Consider the following 14,275-nt stretch of genomic DNA (forward strand, 5'->3'; position numbering starts at 1 on the left):
CGACGGGCCGGTTGAGGGCCTGTCATCGGGGCGGCGCGCGCGGGCGTCCGGTTTCATGCGGCGATTCTAGCGCGCATTCAAGAAACAAATCCTTGCCGGGGCGGCGAAAATCCGCCCCTGCGTCATTTCAGGTCGTCCTCGCCCGCCAGTTCCGCGAGGATCGGGCAATCGGGGCGGTGGTCGCCATGGCAATGATCGATGAGATCGGCCAGCGTCGCGCGCAGCGATCCCAATTCGGCGATCTTGCGGTCGATCTCGGCCAGATGCGCCGAGGCGATCTTCTTCACATCCGCCGAGGCGCGCCCGGTGTCGCCATACAGGTCCAGCAGCGCGCGGCATTCCTCGATGCTGAAGCCGAGCCCGCGGGCGCGGGCCAGAAACGCCAGCCGGTGGCTGTCGCCCTGGCTGAAATCCCGGTATCCGTTGTCGCGGCGCGCCGGGTTGACCAGGCCGATCTCCTCGTAATAGCGGATGGTCTTGGGGGGCAGGCCGCTCTGCCCGGCAACGTCGGAAATGTTCATGCCGCTTCCTTTGATTCGAGCGCGGGGGAAAGCGCGGCGCGCGGCGCGGCGTCGTCACCCGCCGCCGCGTCGATGTCGCGCATGATGTCCGGGGTCCAGCGTTTCAGCAGCAGCGCGTTGGCCACCACCGACACCGAGGACAGCGCCATCGCCGCGCCGGCCACCGCCGGGTTGAGCAGCCCCGCCGCGGCGATCGGCAGGCAGACCACGTTGTAGGCGAAGGCCCAGAACAGGTTCTGGCGGATTTTCCGCGCCGTGGCGCCGGCGATGTCCAGCGCCGCCGGGATCAGAAGCAGGCGCGAGCGCATCAGCGTCACCCCCGCCGCCTCGCGCGCCGCGTCGGCGCCGCCGCCCATGGCGATGCCCACATCCGCCGCCGCCAGCGCCGGCGCGTCGTTGACGCCGTCGCCGACCATGCCGACCACGCGACCCTCGGCCACCAGCCCGGCCACGAATTCGGCCTTCTGGTCCGGCTTCACCTCGGCGGCCACGTCCTTGATGCCCACGGTGGCGGCGATGCGCGCCGCCGTGGCGCGGTTGTCGCCGGTGAGCAGCATGGTGCGCACCCCCCGCGCATTCAGCCGCCGGATCGCCTCGGGCGCGTCGTCGCGCGGCGCGTCGGCCAGCGCCGCCGCGGCGCGCACCGCGCCGTCGATGGAGATCCAGACCACGGTGCGGCCCTCTCGCTCCAGCGCCTCGGCCCGGGCGATCAGGGTCGCGGAGGGCGTGCCGGCGACGAAATCGCGCGTGCCCACCTGCACCCGGGCCCCGCCCACGATCGCCGAGATGCCGGCGCCGATCTCGGCCCGGAAATCCTCGGGGTCCCGCGTGGCGAGGCCCCGCGACTCGGCCGCCGCCGCCATGGCCCGGCCCAGCGGATGCTCGGAGCCGCGCTGCGCCGAGGCCGCGAGCGTCAGCGCCCGGGTCTCGTCGACGCCATCGCAGACCAGCGCCGCCAGTTCCGGCTTGCCGCGGGTCAGGGTGCCGGTCTTGTCGAACACGATGGTGTCGAGCGCGGCCGCGCGCTCCAGCGATTCGATGTCGCGGATCAGGATGCCGCTTCTGGCCGCGGCGCCGGTGCCCGCGACCAGCGTCACCGGCGTCGCCAGCCCCAACGCGCAGGGGCAGGCGATGACCAGCACCGAGATCGCGGCGCGGAACGCCATTTCGGCGCCGCCGCCCGCCGCCAGCCAGCCCGCGAAGGTCAGGGCGGCGATCACCAGCACCACCGGCACGAACACCGCGCTGATCCGGTCCACCTTGCGCTGCACCGGGGCCTTGCCGGTCTGGGCGTGGGCCACCAGTTCGCCGATCTTGGCCAGCGTGGTGTCGGCGCCGATTCGTTCGGCGCGGATGCGGATCAGCCCGGGGCCGTTCAGCGCCCCCGCCGTCACCCCGTCGCCCTTCACCCGGTGCACGGGCATGGATTCGCCGGTCAGCAGGCTTTCGTCCAGCTCGGTCTCGCCGCGCATGATGGTCCCGTCAACGGGCAGGCGTTCGCCGGGGCGCACCACGACCATGTCGCCCAGCGCCACCTCGGCGATGGGGCGCTCGATCTCCTCTCCGGCCACCAGCACCCGGGCGGTTTCGGGGCGCAGCGCCATCAACTCGCGCAGCGCGGCGGCGGCGGATCGCTTGGCGCGCCCCTCAAGCAGCTTGCCCAGCAGCACCAGCGCGATGATCACGGCCGAGGCCTCGAAATACAGTTGCCCGCCGGCCGCCGCGCCGCTGGCGGCGACGATCCAGAGGCTGTAGAAATACGCCGCCGAGGACCCCATCGCCACCAGCACGTCCATGTTGCCGGCGCGCGCCCGGATGGCGTGCCAGGCGCCGCGATAGAACCGCCGCCCGGCCCAGAACTGCACCGGGGTGGCAAGCGCAATCTCGGCCCAGACCGGCAGATGCATGCCCAGCCCCAGCGCCACGGAGACCATCTGCGCCACCAGCGGCGCCGCCAGAACCATCGCCAGGATCACGTCGATCAGGTCGCGTCTGGCGGCGGCCTTCGCTTCCTCCTCCTGCGGGTCGGGGCCGCCGGAGTCGCGGATCGCCGCCGCGTAGCCCGCCTCGGTCGCGGCCTGTGCGATGCGCGCCGCGTCGACCATCGCCGGCAGGTAGCGCACGCTGGCGCTGTCGATGGCCAGGTTGACATTGGCCTCCAGCACCCCGGGCAGCGCCGCCATGGCCTTTTCGGCGCGCCCGGCGCAGTTGGCGCAGGACATGCCGGCGATCGACAGATCCACCTGCGCCTCGCGCACTCCGAATCCGGTCTCGCGCACCGCGTTCACCAGCGCCTCGGGGGCGGCGTCGCCCTCCACCTCGGCGCGCTCCAGCGCCAGGTTGATCGAGGCGGCGCGCACCCCCGGCGTCGCCGCGAGCGCCTTTTCCACCCGCCCCGCGCAGCCCGCGCAGGTCATGCCGGTGACGTCAAAGGCGATGGCGCGCGGCGACGTCGCGTCCGTGGGGGTCGGGGTTCGGGCATGCGACATCGCGACTCTCCGTCTTTGCACAGCGTTCGGGGCCGCGAATCACGCGCGCGCCGAGATCGTCGCCTGAGTAACTGGTGCTTCCAGTAACTGGAGGGTCAAGCGCCGCAACGTCAAGCCGCGGCGATTTGTCGTTGAATTTCCGGGTCGCGGACGGGCGGCGCGGGGTCAGCCTCGCGCCGCGACAAGATGCGCCGCCGCCGCGCCGAGGCTGAAGAACAGCTCGCGCACCCTGCGCAGCGGCGCCGGCGCCAGCGGCGAGGCGGCCAGCGGCAGCGCCGATCCGTCGCCCAGCGCGTGGCGCGCCAGCAGCCCGCCGATCACCGTGCCAGGCCCGATGCCGCGCCCGTTGAATCCGGCGAAGGTGACGATCCCCGGCGCGATCTCGTGACAGGCGGGCAGGTGGTCGCCGGTCATCGCCACCCGCCCGGTCCAGGCGCGTTCGATGCTGACCGGTCCCAGCTGCGGAAACATCGCCGCCGTCGCGCGCAGGGCCCAGGCGCGGTGGATCGCACCGGTTGCGCCTCCGGCGTCGCCGATCGATCCCAGGATCAACCGCCCGGCCCGGTCGCGCCGCCATATGGACAGGATGGACTCGGCGCTCCACGCGCCCTCGCCGCCGGGCAGGATGCCCCGCGCGGCCTCGCCCAGCGGCGCCGTGGCCATGTGAAATATCCCGAGCGGGATCTGCGCGGCGGCGATCTCGGGCCAGCAGCCCTCGCCATAGGCGTTGAGGCCGAGGATCGCCCGATCCGCCGTCACCGCGCCCTGCGGGGTGGACAGCGTCCAGCCCTTGCCCGCCCGCACGCAGCGGCCCACCGGGCTTTGCGCGTGGATCCGGGCGCCGGCGGCGAGCGCCGCGCGCGCCAGGCCGCGGGCGTAGCCCATGGGCTGGATGGTCCCGGCCGCGGGGTCGAACAGGGCGCCGATCACGTCCTCGCCGCCCAGCCGGGCGCGGGCCTCGGCGCCGTCCAGCACCAGCGTCTGCGCGCCGTCGGCGTTGACCTGCGCGCAGCGGGTCTCGATCTTGCGCAGCCCGGCGTCGTCGCGCGCGCACCAGAGCGTGCCGTTTCGCGTGGCCTCGCAATCGATGCCATGGCGCGCGATCAGATCGAACACATGCGCCGGGGCGGTTTTCAGCGCCGCGATCAGCGGTTCCGCCGCGTCGCCGAGCCGGGCGCGGATGTCGTCAGGGTTCAGCCACAGCCCGGCATTGACCAGCCCGGAATTGCGCCCCGAGCCGCCAAAGCCGATCTCGCGCGCCTCCAGCAACGTCACCGCGGCGCCTGCGCGCGCCAGCGTCAGCGCCGCGCTCAGGCCGGTGTAGCCGCCGCCCACCACCGCCACGTCGCAGCGATGCGCGCCCCGCAGCGGCGGCGTCGCCGGCGGCGGCGGCGCGGTGGCGGTCCAGAGGCTGGCATTGTGCTCCATGATCTTTCCCGACGCCGCGGCGCTTTCTATTGACGCGCCGGTGCGGGCGTCCCTGACCTGCGGCGCAGCAAGCCGCGCAAACCCTGCTCCCGTCAAGCGCAACCGGGCCGGTCATGGCCCGCAGCCTTTCGACCTGTCGCGACCAGACGGTCGAAGCCCTGCTCTGCCGGACGAGGAGACCCGCGGCTTCTGCGCCGTCATGGAGACTCCCGGGAACGAACGCATCCGCGCGGGGCGCTAGCGGATCGCCGCCATCGGGCGCCTGGCGGCGACCGGCCTGCGCGCGCGGCGTTCGCGATGCATCACGAACAGCCCGCCAAAGACGATCAGCGCGATGCCGAAAGACGCCGGCGCGTCGGGCAGGTCGCCCCACACCAGAAACCCCCACAGCACCGCGAAGGGCAGCGCCAGGTATTCGAACGGCGCCACCGCCGTCGCCGGGGCGATGCGGTAGGCCTGCGAGATCGCATAGGCGCCCAGCGCCACCAGACAGCCCGAGGCGGCGAAGAACCCGAGATCGACCAGGCTGGGCCGCACCCAGGCGCGCACCAGGAATTCCACATTGGCGCCGCCGCCCCCCGACAGGCGGCCATCGCCGATGCTCAGCCCGACGACGGCGCTGGCCGCCAGCAGCGTCAACTGCACGTAGAACGACATCGCCCCCGCGCCCTCGGTCACGCCCAGCGGCCGGGTCAGCAGCTGCGTCAGCGCGTAGGCCAGCGCCGCCAGCGCCGGCAGCAGCGCGATCCAGTCGAAATCCCCGCCCGCGGGCCGCACGATCAGCATCACCCCGGCAAATCCGACGCCCACCGCCAGCCAGCGCGGCCAGCCGACCCTTTCGCCGAGCATGGGCACGGACAGCACGGTGATGATCAGCGGCGCGATGAAGAAGATCGCCATGGTTTCGGCCAGGGCCATGCTCGCCAGCGCCGCGAAATAGGCGGTGTTGGCGACCACGATCAACAGCCCGCGCAGCAGATGCATCAGCGGGCGGCGGGTTTTCAGGTGCAGGCCGCCGGTTTCAAGCCGGATGAACAGCAGCGTCAGGACCAGCCCGAAGCCCGTGCGATACAGCACCACCTCATGCAGCGGATAGTCGCCGCTCAGCCATTTGATCACCACGTCCTGGATGGAAAACGCGATCACCCCGAGAACCGCCCAGAGGATGCCGCGCCCGGCGCCGTCAACCGCGGCGACGGCAGGGCCGGCAGGGCCGGCGGCGGTCAAGCGGGGGGTCCGGGGCGTGGCGATGCGGGCAATTCGGGCTCCCTTGTCTCGGCGATGTCAACGATGTCGGCGGCAGCGTCGAGAATGCCGCGGCGCGCGCGGCGGGTCGCTCCCGAAACCGACATGCGGTCGCAAACGCCGGGTTCCGGCGCGGGCGGCCAGCGGCTCAGCCCGGCGGCGGGGCCCGAACCGAGGCCCGGGCGAAGCGCCAGGTCAGCGCCAGCGCCGCGAAGGCCAGCCCCGTGGCCAGCCCGATCCACACCCCGAGCCCGTCGAGCCCCCCGGGAAAGCCCAGCAAATAGCCCACCGGCAGCCCCACCGCCCAGTAGCCCACCACCGCGATCACCATGGGCGCATCGGTGTCGTTCATGCCGCGCAGCGCCGCGGCGGCGGCGACCTGCATGCCGTCGACCAGCTGGAACAGCGCGGCGATGCCCAGATAGCTCGCCGCCAGCGCGATCGCTCCGGCATTGGCGGGGTCGGCGGGGTCGAGGAACATGTGGATCAGCGGGTAGGGGGTCAGCCAGAACGCCATGGCGGTCAGGCACATGGCCCCGGTGGCCATGGCGATCGACACCCAGCCGGCGCGCGCCGCCGCCGCCCGGTCGCGCCGCCCATGGGCGAGCCCGACGCGGATGGTGGTGGCGTGGCTCAACCCCAGCGGGACCATGAAGGCCACCGCCGCCAGCTGCGAGGCGATGGCATGGGCGGCCAGCGCCTCGGCGCCCAGCCAGCCGATCAGCGCCGCCGCGCCCGCGAACAGCGCCGATTCCGAAGCCATGGCCGCGCCGATCGGCGCGCCCAGCCGCAGGATCCGCCAGAAACGCGGCCAGTCGGGTTTCCAGAACCGCACCAGAATCGCAAAGCGCTTGTATTTGCGATGGGTGACGATGTAGCCCAGCAGCAGCAGGAACATCGCCAGATGCACGAATGTCGTGCTGATCCCGGCGCCGCGCAGCTCCAGCCTCGGCAGGCCGAAATTGCCGAACATCAGCGCGTAGTTGCCCAGCGCGTTGACGAAGATGCCGATCACCGAGATCGCCAGCACCACCCGCGTCTTCCCCTGCGCCGACACGAAGCCGCGCAGCGCCACCGCCATGAAGGCGGGGATGAAGAACCAGGCGGCGAAATCCAGGTAGCGCGCCGCCAGCCGCGACAGTCCGGGATCCTGCCCGAACAGCGCGAACAGCGGCGTCGAATTGGTGAGCGCAATCACCATGATCGCGGACAGGGCCAGCCCCACCCACAGCCCCTGCCGCGTCGATCGGCGCACCGAACGATACGCCCGCGCCCCGATCGCCTGCGCGATCAGCGGCGCCGATGCGGTGGTGACGCCGACCCCGAACATCAGCAACGGGTGCAGCATGGCCGAGGCCAGCGTGCCCGCCGCCAGATAGTCGGCCCCGAGCCAGCCCATCATCACCACGTCGGTGGCGTTGATCGCGATGGTGGCGAGCTGCGCCATCACCAGCGGCCAGGCCAGCCGCGCCGTGGCGATCGCCTCGGCGCCCCAGCCGTGAAAGGCGCCGCGCGAGTCGGTCTCGCCGTGGGGCATTGCGGGGCTCCTTTGCGGGGCGGCGGCCAGGCGGGCGGGGCGGCGTCCGGCGCAGGGACGACGGGTTCGGCGGGGCTCGGAACGATGGCGCAGGGGGCCGGACCGCGGACGCAACGCGGCGCGGGCCGCCCGGACAGCGGTAATGCCGGGCGCGGCGTCGCGCAATCGCCCCCCGCAACGGAGGCCGCAATCGTGACGCCATGCGGCCACGGCGCCACGGCGCGTTTCGTTTTGACGCAATTTTAAGGCGACGCAGCCCCGGCTCATATGTGAAGCTGCTTGGGAAAACAGTAAACCGGCGCCGGAAAATCGCGCAGCCGTGACCAAAGCGTTAGTGGATTCAGCGTAACAGAAAACCGGCGCGTTCGCATGGACGCGGGACGAATCACGGGCCAAGCCCCTGAATGGACAAGATATCGAAGGCAAGACCAGACCCCGGCCGACGGCAAGCCGGCCACCGCAGACCCGGCGCGATCCCGGGCCCCGATCCTGAACGGCGTGGCGCATGACCAGCATTGACGAAACCAAGGCGAATCTGCGGATCCTCCAGGAATTGCACGAGGGCGCGCCCGGCCGTTTCTTCGCCACCCTGATCGTGGCGCTGGTGGTCTACAAGACCGCCGGCGCGCAGATGCTGCTGGCCTGGAGCATCGCCATCGCGCTCAACGAGGGCATCGAGCTGATCGTCTACCAGCGCGCCTGCGTCAATCGCGAACCGCCCGCGCGCTGGCAGCACATGATGGAGGCGAACTTCATCTGGGGCGGGCTGTCCTTCGGGGCGGCGAGCCTTTTCATCTGGATCTACGGCAGCATCTTCGACCTGATCTTCGCCTTCCTGATCCTCATCGGCAGCTTGCTGCACACCATCGTCTATTTCGCCCATTCGCGCCGGCTGATGACCATGATGGGGGCCCCGGCGGCCGCCTACATGGCGCTGATGCCGGCGGTGATCCTGTATCGGGAACGGGCGCAGATCGATCTGCTGGACGCGGCGCCGATGATCCTCGGCGTGGCCATGTTCCTGTTCTACTTCATCATCGCGGCGCTGGAAAACAGTCGCGCCACGCGCCAGCTGCACGCGGCGCTGCGCGCCTCGCGCCGGGCGCGCACCGAGGCGGAAAGCGCCAACGCCACCAAGTCGATCTTCCTCGCCAACACCAGCCACGAAATCCGCACCCCGCTGAACGGGGTGATGGGCATGGCCCAGGCGCTGGCGCGCAGCGAACTCACCGCCGAACAGCGCCAGCAGGTGGACGCGATCCTCAGCTCGGGCGCGGTGCTGACCGGCGTGCTCAACGACGTGCTCGACCTGTCCAAGATCGAGGCCGGGCGCATGGAAATCGCCCGCGTGCCCACCGATCTGCGCCGGCTGCTGGACACCCAGCGCCCCATGTGGGCGGCGCAGGCCGAGGAAAAAGGCCTGGAATTCTCCATGCAGGTGGCGCCGGACGTGCCCACGCGCATGATGCTCGATCCGATCCGCCTGCGCCAGTGCATCGGCAACCTGGTCTCCAACGCGCTGAAATTCACCGAGAACGGCGAAGTCGTGGTCTCGGTGTCGGCGCGCGAGGGGCCGGACGGCGAAAACATCCTGGTGTTCGAGGTCTCGGACACCGGCATCGGCATCAACACCGATCAGCTCGACGCCATCTTCACGCCCTTCACCCAGGCTGATTCCTCGATCAACCGCCGCTACGGCGGCACCGGGCTGGGCCTGTCGGTGACCCGTCAGATCGCGCGGCTGTCGGGCGGCGACGTGAAGGCGCGCCGCCGCGCCACCGGCGGCGCCTGCTTCACCCTGACCATGGAGGCCGAGGCCCTGGCCCCGAGCCCCGCGGACACCGCCCATGGCGGCGCCATCAACGACCGCGAACTGAAGGACATCGACAGCCGCCTGCGGGTGCTGGTCGTGGATGACACCGCCACCAACCGGATGCTGATCCGCATGCTGCTCAAGGGGTTCACCGCGCGGGTGGTCGACGCCGAAAACGGCCTCGTGGCGCTGCAGAAGCTGGAGGAGGAGCCCTTCGATCTGGTGCTGCTCGACATCCACATGCCGGTGATGAACGGGCGCGAGACCCTGCGCTGCATCCGCGCCTCGGACCGGCCCTGGGCCAATGTGCGCATCATCGCGCTCACCGCCGACGCCATGGAGGGCGACCGCGACCGCTATCTGGCCATGGGCATGGACGGCTACGCCACCAAGCCCATCGATCAGCGCGCGCTGGCCACCGAAATCTACAACGCCACGCAGAATCTCGACCTGTCGCCGGCCTCGCGCCTGCAGGCGGTCTGACCCGGCGCCCGGCGCGGCATGATCAACCCCGCGCGCCTGATCCCGCGGCCGTTCCGGAAATCGAACCGCGCGCCCTTCGCGGCGCTCAACGCCGATCCGGCGATCATGCGCTGGTTTCCCGCGCCGCGGGACCGGGCGGAAAGGGACGCGCATGCGGACCGGCTGACCGCGCGGCCGGCGCTCCATAGGCTGTCATGGGCGGCGTGACCGGCCGCCCGGAATTGAGCGCCCCGTTGCGGCGCCCGTTGCGCCCCTGCGCGGATCGGGGGACACTGCCGCATACTGGGAGACGCATGATGAGCCGAGACACGGGCGCCGACGCCTACACCCTGATCCTTGACGCCATAGACCGCGGCGACTACCCGCCCGGCGGCCGGCTTGTGGAAACCGAGCTGGCGGAGCGCTTCAACGTTTCGCGCACCCCGATCCGCGAGGCGCTGGGCCGGCTCGACAGCCAGGGCGTCGTCACCCATGACGGGCGGCGCGGGCTGGTGGTGGCCTCGCTGGACCACGACCAGCTTGGCGAGCTCTACGAGGTGCGCGCGGTGGTCGAGGGCCTGGCGGCGCGGCTGGCGGCGCGCCACGCGGCGCCCGAGGAAATGCAGGTCCTGCGCGCGCTGGTCGAGGAAAGCCGCGCCTGCGCCGATGACGTGACGGCGCTGCGCGACAACAATCGCCGCTTCCACCGGCAACTGCACCGGGCCTCGCACAATCGCTACCTGAATTCGATGCTCGAAGGCATGCGGCGCTCCATGGCGCTGCTCACCGGCGCCTCGCTGGCCGATCCGGCGCGGGGCGCGGCGACGGTGGCCGAACATGACGCCATCGCGCGCGCGGTGGAGGCGCGCGACGAGGCAGGCGCCGAAGCCGCGGCCTGCCGGCATATCTCCAACGCCTATTCGACGCGGCTCAAGCTGGAGGCGGCGCGTTGACCTTCGGCCATTGGTCGCCGAGTCAGACATCCTCCGGAAAATGCTTCATGGTCAGGCGGATGGCGTTCGGCGCCGCCTGACCCAGCCCGCAGATCGAGGCGTCGGCCATGGCCTCGCACAGGTCTTCCAGCAAGCCGCGATCCCAGCGATCCGCCTGCATCAGCTTCACCGCCTTTTCGCAACCCACCCGGCACGGGCTGCACTGGCCGCAGCTTTCATCCTCGAAGAAGCGCAGCATGTTGAGCGCCGCGTCCCGCACCCGGTCCTGATCCGACAGCACCACCACCGCCGCCGAGCCGATGAAGCTGCCATGAGGCTGCAGCGTGTCGAAATCCAGCGGGATGTCGTTCATCGAGGCCGGCAGCAGCCCCGAGGACGGCCCGCCCGGCTGATAGGCGGCGAACGCGTGACCGTCCAGCATGCCGCCCGCCGCCTCGATCACGTCGGCGATGGTCGATCCCGCCGCCAGCAGATGCACGCCCGGCCGCTTCACCCGCCCCGACACCGAATAGCTGCGCAGGCCGCGGCGGCCGTTCGTTTCCGTCGCGTTCAGAACCGCGGGCCCTTCGCGACAGATGCGCGCCACCCAGTGCAGGGTTTCCACGTTGTGCACCAGCGTCGGGCGGCCCCACAGCCCCACCTGCGCCACATAGGGCGGGCGGTGGCGCGGCAGGCCGCGCTTGCCCTCGATGCTTTCCAGCATGGCGCTTTCCTCGCCGCAGATATAGGCGCCGGCGCCGCGCCGCAGGTCGATGAAACCCGGCGCGGCGAGGCCCGCCGCCTCAAGCGCCGCGATTTCCCGGCGCAGGATTTCCAGCACCGCGGGGTATTCGTCGCGCATGTAGATGAAGCAGGTTTCCGCCTCGACCGCCCAGGCGGCGATCAGCATGCCTTCGAGGAAAAGATGCGGCGTGCGCTCAAGCCAGAAGCGGTCCTTGAAGGTGCCCGGCTCGCCCTCGTCGCCATTGACCGCAAGATAGCGCGGCCCGTCTTCGGACCGCACGAAGGACCATTTTCGCCCCGACGGAAAACCGGCGCCGCCGAGCCCGCGCAGGCCGGACTCCAGCAGCGCATCCTGCACCTGTTCGGGGGTGCGGGCGCCGCCGCGCAGCGCCGCGAGCTGGTCATAGCCGCCCGCCGCGCGATAGGCGTCGAGCGCCTCGTAATCCGGCAGATGGGCGTGAAAATCCCGCGCCGCGATGGCGGCGGCGACCTTTTCCGGCGTCGCGCGGTCGATGTGGTTGTGGCCGATCTCCAGCACCGGCGCGGTGTCGCAGCGGCCCATGCACGGGGCGCGCAGCACCCGCGCCTCAGCCGGGTCCAGCCCGGATTCGAGCGCCGATTTCAGCGCCTGCGCGCCGGCCATCTCGCAGCTCAGGCTGTCGCAGACCCGGATGGTGAGCGCCGGGGGCGGGGCCTCGTCCTCCTTCACCAGGTCGAAATGCGCGTAGAAGCTGGCGACCTCGTAGATTTCCGCCTGGGCAAGGCTCATCTCCTCGGCCAGCGCGCGCAGATGCGCCGCCGACAGATGCCCGAAGCGGTCCTGGATCAGATGCAGATGCTCGATCAGCAGATCCCGGCGGCGCGGGCGGTCGCCGAGCAGCGCGCGCACCTCCGCCAGCGCCGCATCGTCGAACTGGCGCCCCTTGGGCGTGCGACGCCCCTTGCCGCGCCCCGATTTCCATACGCCCTTGCGTTCGTCCAGCGCCATGATCCGTCTCCGTCGCCCTGTTTCCCGGCCCATTGCGCGCAGACTAGACCCGAACCGGCGATGACAATAGCCGAATTCCGACGCCCAGTTGCATGGGCTGGACATGATTGCGGCCAAAGCGACGCGAAACCGGACTCCGCTTGACGCGCGCGCGCCGGGCGGGCCTGATCAGGCTAGGCCGCCGCGGCGCTTGGCGGTTTGCGCACCAGGTTGGAGGACCGGATTTGTCGACCCAGCTCAGCAGGTTCCTTGGCGCGGCGATCATCGGCTTCGCGCTTGTCGCAGGGTTGGGCGCGGGGGTTGGGGCGCAGGCCGCCAGCCGGACGCCGCCGGATCTGCGCGTGCTGCTGAGCGAGGGCGAGGACATCGAGCTGCGCGAATGGCGCGCGCTGACCCGGGGCCGCACTGTCTGGTATTATGACGAATCCGGCCTGTTCGGGCGCGAACGCTATTTCGCCGATGTCGATGTCGTTACCTTCCAGCTGCCCGGCGGCCAATGCCTTGAAGCGCGCTGGGAACGCAAGGGACAGCTCTACTGCTTTGATTTTGGCGAAGGGGCGCCGCATTGTTTCCGCCACATGCGCCTCGACGGCGAAATCTGGGTGGTGGGCGTCAACGGCGCGGTGCAGCGGGTCGGGGCCATCGACGACAGCCCGCTTGCCTGCGGTCCGGCGCAGACGAGCTGAGCCCCGGCGGTCTCGGCGGGCCCGGTGCGATCGCGGCTCAGTCGAGCGCCCGCCAACCGATGTCGCCGCGATGGACCCCGCCCGGCCAGTCGATCTTCGCGATCGCCGCGTAGGCCCGCGCCCGGGCCTGGGCCAGCGAGGCGCCGCGCGCGGTGACGTTCAGCACCCGTCCGCCATTGGACAGCACCTTGTCGCCATCGGCCCGGGTTCCGGCGTGGAACACCTCCACATCCGGGTCGGCGGCGGCCGCGGCCAGCCCGCCGATCGCCTCGCCCCTGGCATGGGCGCCCGGGTAGCCCTTCGCCGCCAGCACCACGGAAATGGCGGCGTCGTCGCGCCAGTCGAGCGCGATATCCGACAGCCCGCCGGTCGCGCAGGCGATCAGCGCCGGCAGCAGGTCGCTTTGCAGCCGCATCAGCATCGCCTGGCATTCCGGGTCGCCGAACCGCACGTTGTATTCCACCAGCCGCAGCTGTTTCGCGCGCGGCGCGTCGCGGTCGATCATCAGCCCGGCGAACAGCACCCCGGCGAAGGGCGCGCCGCGCCTGGCCATCTCGGCGATGGTGGGGCGGATGATCTCGTCCAGCGCGCGGCGCTGCATGTCGGCGTCCATGGCCGGGGTCGGGGAAAAGGCCCCCATGCCGCCGGTGTTGGGGCCCTTGTCGCCGTCGAAGGCGCGCTTGTGGTCCTGCGCGGCGGCCAGCGGCAGCACCGTCTCGCCATCGGCGAGGACGAAGAAGCTGGCCTCCTCGCCCTGCATGAATTCCTCGATCACCACCGCCGCGCCCGCCGCGCCATAGGCGCCGGCGAACATGTCGTCGACGGCGTCGAGCGCCTGCGCCTCGGTTTCGGCCACCACCACGCCCTTGCCCGCGGCCAGCCCGTCGGCCTTGACCACCACCGGCGCGCCGGTCTTGCGGATATGGGCGCGCGCGGGGGCGGCGGCGTCAAAGCGCGCCCAGCCGGCGGTCGGCGCGCCGCAGGCGTCGCAGATGCGTTTGGCGAAGGTTTTCGACGCTTCCAGCGCGGCGGCGGCGCGCGACGGGCCGAACACCTGGAAACCCGCGTCGCGCAGCGCGTCCGAGACCCCGGCGGCCAGCGGCGCTTCCGGCCCGACGATGACGAAATCCACCGCTTCGGCCTTGCAGAACGCGGTGACGGCGGCGGGGTCAACGATGTCGAGCGCCCGGCATTCGGCCAGCGCCGCGATGCCGGCGTTGCCCGGCGCGCAGATCAGCCGATCGCAGAGCGGGCTTTTGGCGATCGCCCAGGCCAGCGCGTGCTCGCGCCCGCCGCCGCCGAGAATGAGGATGTCCATCTGCGCCTCCGGTTTGCCTTCCGGGCCGCTTGTAATGCGCGCCCCGGAGGCCGTCCAGCCATGCGCCGCAAGATCCGGGTGGCGGATCGCCGCCTGCGGCGTCAGGGTCTGC

10 protein-coding genes are annotated in these 14,275 nt (G+C 71.3%); 3 read left to right on the forward strand and 7 right to left on the reverse strand.

Annotated elements, in window-relative coordinates:
- Positions 1-122: 122 nt before the first annotated feature.
- The 5 genes from cueR to AC1HC7_RS15315 all read right to left on the reverse strand — a co-directional run bounded on the left by cueR (position 123) and on the right by AC1HC7_RS15315 (position 7,220).
- The gene (gene cueR, locus AC1HC7_RS15295) at positions 123-521 is read right to left on the reverse strand and encodes a Cu(I)-responsive transcriptional regulator (RefSeq protein ID WP_479495748.1); all 399 of its coding nucleotides are present in this window, start codon (positions 519-521) and stop codon (positions 123-125) included.
- On the reverse strand, positions 518-3,010 hold the full coding sequence (locus AC1HC7_RS15300; RefSeq protein ID WP_479495747.1) for a heavy metal translocating P-type ATPase: 2,493 nt from the start codon (positions 3,008-3,010) through the stop codon (positions 518-520). Before AC1HC7_RS15300 ends, cueR begins: the two co-directional genes overlap by 4 nt.
- Before the next feature lie 165 nt (positions 3,011-3,175).
- The gene (locus AC1HC7_RS15305) at positions 3,176-4,438 is read right to left on the reverse strand and encodes an NAD(P)/FAD-dependent oxidoreductase (RefSeq protein ID WP_479495746.1); all 1,263 of its coding nucleotides are present in this window, start codon (positions 4,436-4,438) and stop codon (positions 3,176-3,178) included.
- Positions 4,439-4,675: 237 nt separating this feature from the next.
- Positions 4,676-5,665 carry a DMT family transporter gene (locus tag AC1HC7_RS15310; RefSeq protein ID WP_479499188.1) on the reverse strand — a complete coding sequence of 330 codons (990 nt, stop codon included), beginning with the start codon at positions 5,663-5,665 and terminating at the stop codon, positions 4,676-4,678.
- A 166-nt stretch (positions 5,666-5,831) separates the two neighbouring features.
- Positions 5,832-7,220, reverse strand: a complete 1,389-nt coding sequence (locus AC1HC7_RS15315) for an MATE family efflux transporter (protein ID WP_479495744.1) — start codon at positions 7,218-7,220, stop codon at positions 5,832-5,834.
- A gap of 505 nt (positions 7,221-7,725) precedes the next feature.
- On the opposite strand from AC1HC7_RS15315, the gene AC1HC7_RS15320 reads away from it, so the two are divergent.
- Positions 7,726-9,516 (forward strand): ATP-binding protein, encoded by a 1,791-nt coding sequence (locus AC1HC7_RS15320; protein WP_479495743.1) that lies wholly within the window; start codon positions 7,726-7,728, stop codon positions 9,514-9,516.
- Positions 9,517-9,812: 296 nt separating this feature from the next.
- Entirely contained in the window at positions 9,813-10,448 is a 636-nt protein-coding gene (locus AC1HC7_RS15325) for a GntR family transcriptional regulator (protein ID WP_479495742.1), read from the forward strand.
- Positions 10,449-10,470: 22 nt separating this feature from the next.
- On the opposite strand, the gene AC1HC7_RS15330 is transcribed toward AC1HC7_RS15325, so the two are convergent.
- Positions 10,471-12,159 (reverse strand): NAD(P)H-dependent oxidoreductase subunit E, encoded by a 1,689-nt coding sequence (locus AC1HC7_RS15330; protein WP_479495741.1) that lies wholly within the window; start codon positions 12,157-12,159, stop codon positions 10,471-10,473.
- 224 nt (positions 12,160-12,383) lie between these two features.
- Between AC1HC7_RS15330 and AC1HC7_RS15335 the strand changes: the two genes are divergently transcribed.
- Positions 12,384-12,845: a hypothetical protein gene (locus AC1HC7_RS15335; protein WP_479495740.1), complete on the forward strand. Its 462-nt coding sequence runs from the start codon at positions 12,384-12,386 to the stop codon at positions 12,843-12,845.
- Between the two features lie 37 nt (positions 12,846-12,882).
- Here AC1HC7_RS15335 and purD read toward each other — a convergent pair whose 3' ends face one another.
- The gene (purD, locus tag AC1HC7_RS15340) at positions 12,883-14,163 is read right to left on the reverse strand and encodes a phosphoribosylamine--glycine ligase (protein WP_479495739.1); all 1,281 of its coding nucleotides are present in this window, start codon (positions 14,161-14,163) and stop codon (positions 12,883-12,885) included.
- Positions 14,164-14,275 lie beyond the last annotated feature (112 nt).

It is taken from the genome of Oceanicella sp., from assembly GCF_056449545.1.

Bases quoted from the DNA above. Each gene is read 5' to 3' on its own strand.
- AC1HC7_RS15305 (WP_479495746.1), bottom strand. From the start codon at position 4,438: ATGGAGCACAATGCCAGCCTCTGGACCGCCACCGCGCCGCCGCCGCCG.
- AC1HC7_RS15330 (WP_479495741.1), bottom strand. From the start codon at position 12,159: ATGGCGCTGGACGAACGCAAGGGCGTATGGAAATCGGGGCGCGGCAAG.
- AC1HC7_RS15320 (WP_479495743.1), top strand. From the start codon at position 7,726: ATGACCAGCATTGACGAAACCAAGGCGAATCTGCGGATCCTCCAGGAA.
- AC1HC7_RS15325 (WP_479495742.1), top strand. From the start codon at position 9,813: ATGAGCCGAGACACGGGCGCCGACGCCTACACCCTGATCCTTGACGCC.
- AC1HC7_RS15300 (WP_479495747.1), bottom strand. From the start codon at position 3,010: ATGTCGCATGCCCGAACCCCGACCCCCACGGACGCGACGTCGCCGCGC.
- purD (WP_479495739.1), bottom strand. From the start codon at position 14,163: ATGGACATCCTCATTCTCGGCGGCGGCGGGCGCGAGCACGCGCTGGCC.
- cueR (WP_479495748.1), bottom strand. From the start codon at position 521: ATGAACATTTCCGACGTTGCCGGGCAGAGCGGCCTGCCCCCCAAGACC.
- AC1HC7_RS15315 (WP_479495744.1), bottom strand. From the start codon at position 7,220: ATGCCCCACGGCGAGACCGACTCGCGCGGCGCCTTTCACGGCTGGGGC.